This window comes from Colwellia sp. BRX8-7 (genome assembly GCF_014077275.1).
GTDB lineage: Bacteria > Pseudomonadota > Gammaproteobacteria > Enterobacterales > Alteromonadaceae > Colwellia_A.
Genome location: NZ_JACGVP010000031.1, coordinates 1 through 8,422, shown reverse-complemented (window position 1 = coordinate 8,422; position 8,422 = coordinate 1). Strand labels below are relative to the sequence as shown.

General features: G+C 35.9%; 14 protein-coding genes. 11 read left to right on the top strand and 3 right to left on the bottom strand.

The window, feature by feature from the left end:
• Window positions 1-176 precede the first annotated feature (176 nt).
• From H4J57_RS18730 to H4J57_RS18690, 9 genes are all read left to right on the top strand, one after another.
• Window positions 177-527 (top strand): hypothetical protein, encoded by a 351-nt coding sequence (locus H4J57_RS18730; RefSeq protein WP_182243886.1) that lies wholly within the window; start codon window positions 177-179, stop codon window positions 525-527.
• A 137-nt stretch (window positions 528-664) separates the two neighbouring features.
• Window positions 665-973, top strand: a complete 309-nt coding sequence (locus tag H4J57_RS18725) for a hypothetical protein (RefSeq protein ID WP_182243885.1) — start codon at window positions 665-667, stop codon at window positions 971-973.
• Between the two features lie 510 nt (window positions 974-1,483).
• A complete protein-coding gene (locus tag H4J57_RS18720) occupies window positions 1,484-1,975 on the top strand; it encodes a rod shape-determining protein (RefSeq protein WP_220465973.1) in 492 nt (163 codons plus the stop codon).
• Window positions 1,976-2,111: 136 nt separating this feature from the next.
• Window positions 2,112-2,996: a DUF4350 domain-containing protein gene (locus tag H4J57_RS18715; protein ID WP_182243883.1), complete on the top strand. Its 885-nt coding sequence runs from the start codon at window positions 2,112-2,114 to the stop codon at window positions 2,994-2,996.
• Between the two features lie 198 nt (window positions 2,997-3,194).
• The gene (locus tag H4J57_RS18710; RefSeq protein ID WP_182218451.1) at window positions 3,195-3,365 is read left to right on the top strand and encodes a hypothetical protein; all 171 of its coding nucleotides are present in this window, start codon (window positions 3,195-3,197) and stop codon (window positions 3,363-3,365) included.
• Window positions 3,362-4,084: a hypothetical protein gene (locus tag H4J57_RS18705; protein WP_182243882.1), complete on the top strand. Its 723-nt coding sequence runs from the start codon at window positions 3,362-3,364 to the stop codon at window positions 4,082-4,084. The genes H4J57_RS18710 and H4J57_RS18705 overlap by 4 nt, the downstream gene beginning before the upstream one ends.
• A gap of 112 nt (window positions 4,085-4,196) precedes the next feature.
• A complete protein-coding gene (locus H4J57_RS18700) occupies window positions 4,197-4,565 on the top strand; it encodes a hypothetical protein (protein ID WP_182218455.1) in 369 nt (122 codons plus the stop codon).
• 121 nt (window positions 4,566-4,686) lie between these two features.
• Window positions 4,687-4,944, top strand: a complete 258-nt coding sequence (locus H4J57_RS18695) for a type II toxin-antitoxin system Phd/YefM family antitoxin (RefSeq protein WP_182218457.1) — start codon at window positions 4,687-4,689, stop codon at window positions 4,942-4,944.
• The gene (locus H4J57_RS18690; protein ID WP_182169421.1) at window positions 4,932-5,231 is read left to right on the top strand and encodes a type II toxin-antitoxin system RelE/ParE family toxin; all 300 of its coding nucleotides are present in this window, start codon (window positions 4,932-4,934) and stop codon (window positions 5,229-5,231) included. The genes H4J57_RS18695 and H4J57_RS18690 overlap by 13 nt, the downstream gene beginning before the upstream one ends.
• A 96-nt stretch (window positions 5,232-5,327) precedes the next feature.
• On the opposite strand, the gene H4J57_RS18685 is transcribed toward H4J57_RS18690, so the two are convergent.
• Window positions 5,328-5,645, bottom strand: coding sequence for a CcdB family protein (locus tag H4J57_RS18685; protein WP_182243881.1), 318 nt, complete (start codon window positions 5,643-5,645; stop codon window positions 5,328-5,330).
• Window positions 5,645-5,890, bottom strand: coding sequence for a type II toxin-antitoxin system CcdA family antitoxin (locus H4J57_RS18680; RefSeq protein ID WP_182243880.1), 246 nt, complete (start codon window positions 5,888-5,890; stop codon window positions 5,645-5,647). The genes H4J57_RS18685 and H4J57_RS18680 overlap by 1 nt, the downstream gene beginning before the upstream one ends.
• Before the next feature lie 319 nt (window positions 5,891-6,209).
• On the opposite strand from H4J57_RS18680, the gene H4J57_RS18675 reads away from it, so the two are divergent.
• Window positions 6,210-6,515, top strand: a complete 306-nt coding sequence (locus tag H4J57_RS18675) for a Bor family protein (RefSeq protein ID WP_182218464.1) — start codon at window positions 6,210-6,212, stop codon at window positions 6,513-6,515.
• Window positions 6,515-6,811, top strand: coding sequence for a Bor/Iss family lipoprotein (locus tag H4J57_RS18670; RefSeq protein ID WP_182221973.1), 297 nt, complete (start codon window positions 6,515-6,517; stop codon window positions 6,809-6,811). Before H4J57_RS18675 ends, H4J57_RS18670 begins: the two co-directional genes overlap by 1 nt.
• Before the next feature lie 101 nt (window positions 6,812-6,912).
• On the opposite strand, the gene H4J57_RS18665 is transcribed toward H4J57_RS18670, so the two are convergent.
• Window positions 6,913-8,235 (bottom strand): IS4 family transposase, encoded by a 1,323-nt coding sequence (locus H4J57_RS18665; RefSeq protein WP_070374312.1) that lies wholly within the window; start codon window positions 8,233-8,235, stop codon window positions 6,913-6,915.
• Between the last annotated feature and the right edge of the window lie 187 nt (window positions 8,236-8,422).

Here is an 8,422-nt window from a genome sequence, read left to right as displayed (position 1 = left end):
CATGACACTAAGGCTTGGTGGTTTGACGAAATATAACAAGAACATTAAACGGAAAATTTACAGTTGGCTGTTTTTCGTTCCTCAAAATTTTAGCCAACTATAATTTTCCGCTTATGTAAGCGTTATGTGGCTGTGTAACCGCGGCATATTATCTACTATATAAAAAGGTATGATCTATGAATATATTAACGAAATCTGACTCTGAAATTTTAAACATTGCAGAACCAATTTGGGATGATATTGTAAAAGGAGCCAATGGTAAAAACTGGGATTTATTTTCAAAACACATGCCTGAAACAGATCAAACGGATGAGGCAAAACAAGATGTAGAGAACCAATGGGAGCAAGTGCCTTTGCTTACGTCTCTAACGGATAAAAAAGAATTCGTTGGTATCCTTCGTAGAAAAGATAGTGTGCTAGTTCTTTGGAGACAATGGAGTTCAAAAGAGGATGGTGAATTTTTAGGTACATTAAACCTTCAAAGTATAAATTCAGAAGTTAAATCGATAGGTATGTTTATAAGTTAATAACAAGTTTCTACGCAATAGCCACATAACAAGAATTTCAAGAGGGACAAAATACAGTTGGCTTTTTGTTCACTCCGTTCACCTATTTTAGCCAACTAAATTTTGCCCCTTAAATGGGCGTTATATGGCACTAAAGTATGGCTGATGAAATAGAGTATATTGAATGTTGCGAACATGGAAAGCAGCAGGAAACGTATGTATGTCAACATACAGTTGAGAGTCTGAATGATGGTCAACCTAAAGGTTTTTGGTGGTCAATTGAGCAACCAGAAAATCCTAGACCAGATGCGTGGTGTTCGGAGTGTGAAGATTTAGTAAATAAAAATGGTGAGTGGGAAGGAGAGGCAGAAGAGTTTTCAAACGTAAAAATTCTTTGTGGTGTTTGCTACGACAACGTTAAACTTCTTAACTTTCCAAATAAAAAAGCATGGTGGCGCTTTTGGTAGTTCTGCCATATAACAAGCTAATCAACAAGGACAAAAAACAGTTTGCTGTTTTCGTGCCTCAACATTTTAGCAAACAATTTTTTGCCTGTTATTAGGGCGTTATGCGTCAGACACGAATTCTGTTTAAATTGTTTTTTGCGTTTCGCGTTTTATAAAAAATTGTTGTGCTTGTTGCCTGTTCTTTGTTTTGGTAACTTACGTGGCAATTATACTTTTTTAGCTTTTGGCCAAAGTGTTTTTCGCCAGTTTACGTTTGGTGCTAAACGTTAGATTATTTATGTGGCTCAAAATTCATTGTTTGGTGTGTCGCACTGAGTGGGAGTTTTTTAATCCTACAGTCGGGCTGCCACAGAATTTTATATAAATGGTGATGCTTGTGGTAATCACAACCAGCGCATAACAAGCTATTCAAACGGACGCTAAACAGTTGGCTAGCTTCGTTCCTCGCAATTTTAGCCAACAATTTTTCGCCGCTTAATAGGGCGTTAAGTGGCTCGGAGGCCGAGAGTATTGTTCACATTCCTTAGAAGTCTTTTCTCAAATGATTTACTTTTTGAATTAAGCGAAAATAAAGTTTCGATTAAAGATTTTTCTTCTGATATTTCATTCGAGGAAGAACCTTATATTGCTTTAGAAAATACTAAGAAAGGGGAAATCATAAAGGCAATCGGAAAGGCTGCTAAAACCCTATCTTCTCCTAATATAAGAGTGCTTAACCCTTTCAAGCACAGTCGGTCTTTTGTCGCAGATTTTATGTGTGCAGAGAAAATATTGCAGCATGGCATGTATACAATTCACAATTCAAGAATCAGACCTGCACCAAGAGTTATTATTCACCAGTTAGAAAAAACTGATGGTGGTCTTACAGATATAGAAGAAAGAGTATTACGCGAGTTAGCACTAGCTGCAGGTGCCCGCGAAGTTGTTATTTATTTAGGTTGTAAAATCAATACGAATGTTGAAAACTTTGATACAGTAAAGGCAAGAGTATCAGCCACTTAACAAGCCACTCAAGCAGGACTTTTAACAGTTGGTTAGGTTCCGCTTCGCTTCACATTTTAATCAACTGTTAAAAGCCTCTTAGTGGGGCGTTAGCATACTTTAATTAGAATCGTGGTAATCAATATGGAACATTTAAATGAAATCAATTTGTAAAACTATTCTTTTAGGACTCCTTTTAGTTGGAGTGTCGTCTTGTTCTGATAGTGATCAACAACCAGATCCTGATTTCGTCCCCAAAAATATCAATAGTACCTTTTCTAAATTAAATAGCCCTGTTGTTCTTATTGATGAAGCTCATAATAATTTCCTTACAAAAAAGGGCAGATACAAGCCTTTTTCTCAAGTTCTGTCTAGTGATGGTTATACTGTGAAATCTAGTAAAGAAAAGTTCACTTTAACTTATTTAAAACAAGCGGATATATTGGTAGTCGCAAATGCACTAGATAAAAATAGACAGGACTGGAACCCTCCATTCGGAGATGCATTTGACAAAGGAGAAGTTGAAGCCGTTAAACAATGGGTATCACAAGGTGGTTCTCTTTTTCTAGTTGCCGATCACACACCTTTTCCAAAAGTTATAGAAAAACTATCATCTGCTTTTGGTTTTGAGTTTAGTAATGGTCATGTCCGTGACACCTTATTTCGCTTAGATAATAAATCCCTTATAGAACATTCAATAACCCAAGATATCACTCAAGTTAAAACATTTGGTGGTTCCGCTTTTCAAATACCTGAAAGTGCACAGCCCCTTTTAACTCTAGGTAAAGGAGCCACATCTGTTGTGCCCGAGATACCTTTTCAAGTAAATGGCAAAACTCCAAGAGTATCAATGAATGGCTGGTATCAAGGAGCAGTTTTGGAAGTTGGAGAAGGTCGAGTTGCAGTGTTTTCTGAGGGGATGACGTTCTCATCGCAAGTTACGGTTTCAACGGGTAAAAAATATGGTTTAGTCTCAGATGGTGCGGAACAAAATGAACAGTTTCTTCTAAATGTCATGCATTGGCTGTCAAAGAAAATTTAAACGACAGGTGTACCCAGTATGCTAACAAGTCACTTAAAAGGACAAATAACAGTTGGCTATTTGCTCCTTCGTCGCTTATTTTAGCCAACAATTTTTAGCCGCTTAATATGGGCGTTAGTTGCCTTATGCCATCACTTGTAGCGCATTAATCAAATTTAAAGTAAACTGTAAATATACGACCGCATGTTAGGAGATGTTATGAAAGCTTTATTAGGTAATCTAGCCAAGAAAATAAAAGGCGATCCTTCTGGAAGTGAACAGTTGAGAGCTTTTATATCTAGTAGCTCAAAAGAGTACGAAGTTATCACCTTGTCAAACGGTAAAAAATATCGAGTTTCTACTTCTCCTAAAGAGAAAGCCGTGGCATGAATATAGCTTTTCCTGCTTTTTTTATTTTAGTACTTATTATTCCAGGTTTTATATTCCAAAACTCTTACGAAAAACTAGAAAATACAAGTATAGAAAAAAAGCCATTTGATGTTTCTTCATCTTTGGCTTTTTTTTATGCGCTAATTTTACATGTTTTTTTAATTGCTGTTGTAGTACCTCTATCAGGTAACGAAATTAATTACGATATTTGTGTAAAACTATTAACTGGCTCTAAATCAATCTCTGCATCTGATTTAGGAGCTATAAGCGGTAACATCACTAAGATTATTTTATATTTTTCTAGTTCTTTTTTACTTGCGTATGTATTTGGGAAATTTTTTCAAAAAATAATTTTTTATTTTAATCCCTACAAATCATCAAAGTATGCTTTTGACACTCCATGGTACTATGAGCTTACAGGTAAATTATCTGAAACTCAGGACGCAGAATTAATTAAATTATCCTGCTTAGTTGAGTCTAATAATACATCCTTCTTATATTATGGTGTTCTTGAAGATTTTTATCTTGATTCTAATGGGCAATTGAATCGAGTTGTTTTATCTGGTGCAATGAGAAGACCAATAGAGTCAGACGATTCTGAACCAACAACCCCACCAACTACACGTTTTTATGAAATAAAGGGAGATCGCCTTATCCTCAAATATGAAGACATTAAAAATATAAATATTGAATACCTTTATATTATTGAGGAAGAGTAGGCAACTAACAAGTTGCTCAAACGGACACAAACAGCTGGCTGCGCTCGTTCCTCGCTATTATAGCCAGCCATTTTTAGCCGCTTAGCAAAGCGTTAGCTGTACAAGGGAAGTTGTGTTTAAAATTCTAAAGTATTTAATAATCACAGTCCTATTTTTTGTTTCAGTTACATATTTATATGTATTTCGTGAGCAGGATATAATAGTCGATTTTATTCCTCCACAGTTTGAATTTTGCGATAAACTCATTTCTAAAGGTGATGCTGAGTACGACGCTTTAGTTTTACTTTTAAATAACAATAAAAGTGGCTGGGTTTCTTCGTTTGTCAGCTATGCTCCAAGCCAAGTTTATTACTCCCCAGCTTTTAGTGTTAATATTTTAAATAGTAATGTTGTAGTTTCATATAAAACTGACAATGGTTTCCCTCAATTAGTAAAAAAAATAAAACATGACTTGGGTAGTGTATGTGCAAAGTACAGCTAACAAGACCTTCAAACGGACAAAAAACAGTTGGCTGTTAATTGGGCGTTAGCCGTATAGTTGTAACCTCGAACTTTTGTGATACTATAGTGATACATTATTTGAGTTCTAAATAGGATTTATCATGAGAGTTGAACTTGTTACGACACTTAAGCGTCAAGCTACAAAAATTTTAGCTGAACTTCACATATCCAAAGAACCTGTGTTAATTACTGAGCATGGGCAACCATCGGCATATTTAGTTGATGTTGACGATTATGAATTTATGCAGCAAAGAATGGCAATTCTTGAGGGTGTTGCACGCGGTGAGCAAGCAATTAAAAGCGGTAATACATTCTCGAATCAAGAAGCAAAAGAGAAAATGAGCAAATGGCTGAAATAATTTGGACATCTCCAGCTCTTGATGATTTAAATGATATTGCTGAGTATATTGCTTTAAGTAATATTGATGCGGCTAAGAAATTGACTCACAAAATATTTGACAAAATATCTAGGTTAGAAGATCATCCTGAATCAGGTAAAAGACCACTTGAATTAATTAACTTAAATTACCGTGAAGTTAATGTTAATCCTTGTCGTATTTTCTATAAAGTGGATAGCGACAAAGTTTATATATTACATGTCATGCGTCAAGAGCGAGATCTTCGTAGATTTCTTCTACAGAGCTAAATACCGCTAACAAGGCGTTCAAACGGACAAAAAACAGTTGGCTGTTTCACTCCGTTCACAATTTTAGGCAACAATTTTTTGCCGCTTAACGTAGCGTTATAAGCCCGTAATAGCAAAGTCGATCGCTGCAATAATCTCATCTCTTAATGATTCAACCGAGCCAACAGGGCTTTTGAGTAAATTTGCTGGCATCGATGAAATCTGAGGTGTGAGTAAAATGAATTGTTCATTTTCATATTCTATCGCTTGAGTTAAGCCATTCATTTTTTCATTTCTAAAATGACTAAGCTTCCCTAAAGGGAGCACAATTCTAGTTGCAATATCGCTAATTAACGCATTTTGGATATCAATTATATAAGGATATGCTTCTCTGCTTTTTTTACTTGGGTTTATGTATACATCAAATTGTGCCATTAAAACTCTCTAAATTCGTCACCAAAACAGCCATTTTCATCTACAAAATCATTGTAGGCTTTTATAGCGTTTTTATTTTCTTTTACCCATTTTTTAGCTTCAATACTTTTCAATTTATCTTTTAATGCTTGCTCTAAAGTTGCAGATAAATTAATGTTAAGTGCTCTTGTTCTTTTTAGTAAGTCACTATTTAGGCTAAGGTTTGTTGCTTTTTTAGGGGCTTTAAGATCGTATAATGTTTGCATAGTATGTCTCCAAGTAATCATTACGTTTATTATGCGCACTCTAATGCGTATTGTAAAGGGCATAAACAAGCTATTCAAACGGACGCTAAACAGTTGGCTAGCTTCGTTCCTCGCAATTTTAGCCAACTATCATTTGCCTCTTAATGGGGCGTTATATTTTTTGGTCAAGTCAGGTATATCTTACACATTTTTACATTTCCCCAACATTAATCGAACATTTTAAAGTTCAACTCTAGATATTATGCTCTAAGTTATTTAGTCAACAATTTTTAGCCGCTTAACAGGGGCGTTATATTTTAAATCATCATATGGAGTAATTATGAAAAAAAATAGTTTAATTTTAAGTGTACTTTTAGTGGGGATCACTGCTTGTTCAACGGTTACTATAAAACCGGAAGGGCAAAATAAACTTGTCAATAAACCCACATACCAAGATTCAAAACCATTTTATTTATGGGGGCTATCTGGAGAACATCGTGTTGATGTCCTGAAAGTTTGTAACAAAAATGAACCATTGCAAATGCAATCACAACAAACATTTTCTGATGGTGTTTTAGCATTAATTACACTAGGTATTTATGCACCACATACAGTGAAAGTTTGGTGTCCTAAGGAAGAATCATAATGAAAAACATACTGTTAGGCGTTTTATGTGTTACTTTGTTTTCCGGTTGTTCAACAATCCATTTTGATAAAGGTGATCAAGTTAAATCAAATCAAACCACTCAATTATGGCATCATAACTTCGCCCTTTCTTTATATGAGGGCTCGCCAGTTGTAGATCTCCAAAAAGAATGTGGTAACACGCCTTGGGCATCAGTAAAAACCGAATTAACTTTTATAAATGGTTTGGCTAGTGGTGCAGTAAATATGTTGGGACCAATTTGGTACCCAAAAACGGTTGAAGTATCGTGTAAATAAAATATAAAAAGCCATTCAATAAGGGCTTTGACAGTTGGTTAGGTTCCGCTTCGCTACACATTATAACCAACAATTAAAAGCCTCTTAATGGGTAATGCCGTTCACTTAAGGTGAACGGCATTTTTACTTTTAACAGGGTACCTATTCTTTGAACATTTCAACATTCTCGGATATTGCCGTTCTCGCCTACCGGGTAAAACGAATTGCTTAGCCGACTTTGTAATATTCATTGTGTATTTGGGAATGTTACCTGGCGTGCAGAATGATAACTGGGTTAATTCGTGAATAATATGCATTGAAGCGCCATTAAAACTCAGTTGATTGGGGTGGACACCGTCTAGCGATTTAGCCATTAATACCATTTGATAACGGATTAAATTATAAGCCAATAATATCCCCCAAAGCTCTTGCCTAATAAGCTCTGGTTGATTACTTCGTAATGTGAATCGATTGTCCAATAGCGACTGTTTCATTTCCCTAAATCCCAACTCAATTTCCCATCGGTGGGCATATAAATCAACAATATCAGCGGATGGAAAGCGCATAGGATCTGTCATCGAAGTGAGTATTTGAAGGTCTTTTCCTTTCACTTTTTTGGTGATGAGCCGTGCTTGCATCGTTTTAGGTAATTCTGGAAACTTTTTTCGTGACTGAGGTGTTGTGGTTAATTGGATTAATTTATCTTGTCTTCCAAAACTATTGATAACTTCATATTGTGTATTTTTTTTGAGTGGCATTAACCAATGCCTTGTGTTGCCTGTACTTTGCCAGCGATGTAACAAGCCTAATGAATAAAATCCACGGTCGAACAGCGTTAAACTATTATCAGGTGTTTTATCAATTAACCCTAACGCAAGATTCATCTCGTTAACTTCAACACTATCAAAGACACTGTTAGTCAATAAATGGCTCGTTAACTCCATCTGACACACCATACGTACTTGAGGGTAACTGGCTTTGCCATGTTGCGTCCCTGTTTTGGCAAACTCTTCATTATTTTCATCGGTATCGGGCACTCGCCACACAACACCATCGACACCTAAAAGGTTTAAACCACACCACTGACCATGATTAGCATCATGGTTCCATTGTTGTTGCGTTTGTTGAAAGACTGTTTCTATAACTTTGCTACCGAGTTTTTTTCTCGCTTGCGTGACCGCACTAGATGCAACATAGGGGATACCGCTGGGTAAAATAATATCCAACTGATTAAGCATTTGACGCATTGGGAACTTGCGAAACAATGCCATGCCAATGACAGCCCACACCATATTTTCCATAGGCAGCTTACGCTTTCGAATGGTAGATATTCCGTGTTCTTTTAGTCCCGCACTAATAATTTCTGGAGACAAAATTTCTGCTAAGTTTTGGAACTCGGTGACGTTATTTGAATTAACTAAAGAAAGCGCGGTAGAAAGTTGCATAAAAAAAATCCAGTGATATCAATCACTGGATTTTGATCTCATTAGCAAATTAATCAAGCTATAAATTGCTTAACTGATCGGCATTATCTTAATGGGGCGTTATAACTGTGGGACATCCGGTGTCTAATTTTAAAATTTGTTTTCTTTTGGTAATCATTATGGTTTATTCCTCACATGCACATGCACA

Excerpts from the sequence above, each read along its gene's own strand:
- H4J57_RS18710 (WP_182218451.1), top strand. The coding sequence starts at position 3,195 with ATGAAAGCTTTATTAGGTAATCTAGCCAAGAAAATAAAAGGCGATCCT.
- H4J57_RS18730 (WP_182243886.1), top strand. The coding sequence starts at position 177 with ATGAATATATTAACGAAATCTGACTCTGAAATTTTAAACATTGCAGAA.
- H4J57_RS18680 (WP_182243880.1), bottom strand. The coding sequence starts at position 5,890 with ATGCAAACATTATACGATCTTAAAGCCCCTAAAAAAGCAACAAACCTT.
- H4J57_RS18725 (WP_182243885.1), top strand. The coding sequence starts at position 665 with ATGGCTGATGAAATAGAGTATATTGAATGTTGCGAACATGGAAAGCAG.
- H4J57_RS18715 (WP_182243883.1), top strand. The coding sequence starts at position 2,112 with ATGAAATCAATTTGTAAAACTATTCTTTTAGGACTCCTTTTAGTTGGA.
- H4J57_RS18665 (WP_070374312.1), bottom strand. The coding sequence starts at position 8,235 with ATGCAACTTTCTACCGCGCTTTCTTTAGTTAATTCAAATAACGTCACC.
- H4J57_RS18675 (WP_182218464.1), top strand. The coding sequence starts at position 6,210 with ATGAAAAAAAATAGTTTAATTTTAAGTGTACTTTTAGTGGGGATCACT.
- H4J57_RS18695 (WP_182218457.1), top strand. The coding sequence starts at position 4,687 with ATGAGAGTTGAACTTGTTACGACACTTAAGCGTCAAGCTACAAAAATT.
- H4J57_RS18670 (WP_182221973.1), top strand. The coding sequence starts at position 6,515 with ATGAAAAACATACTGTTAGGCGTTTTATGTGTTACTTTGTTTTCCGGT.
- H4J57_RS18685 (WP_182243881.1), bottom strand. The coding sequence starts at position 5,645 with ATGGCACAATTTGATGTATACATAAACCCAAGTAAAAAAAGCAGAGAA.
- H4J57_RS18705 (WP_182243882.1), top strand. The coding sequence starts at position 3,362 with ATGAATATAGCTTTTCCTGCTTTTTTTATTTTAGTACTTATTATTCCA.
- H4J57_RS18690 (WP_182169421.1), top strand. The coding sequence starts at position 4,932 with ATGGCTGAAATAATTTGGACATCTCCAGCTCTTGATGATTTAAATGAT.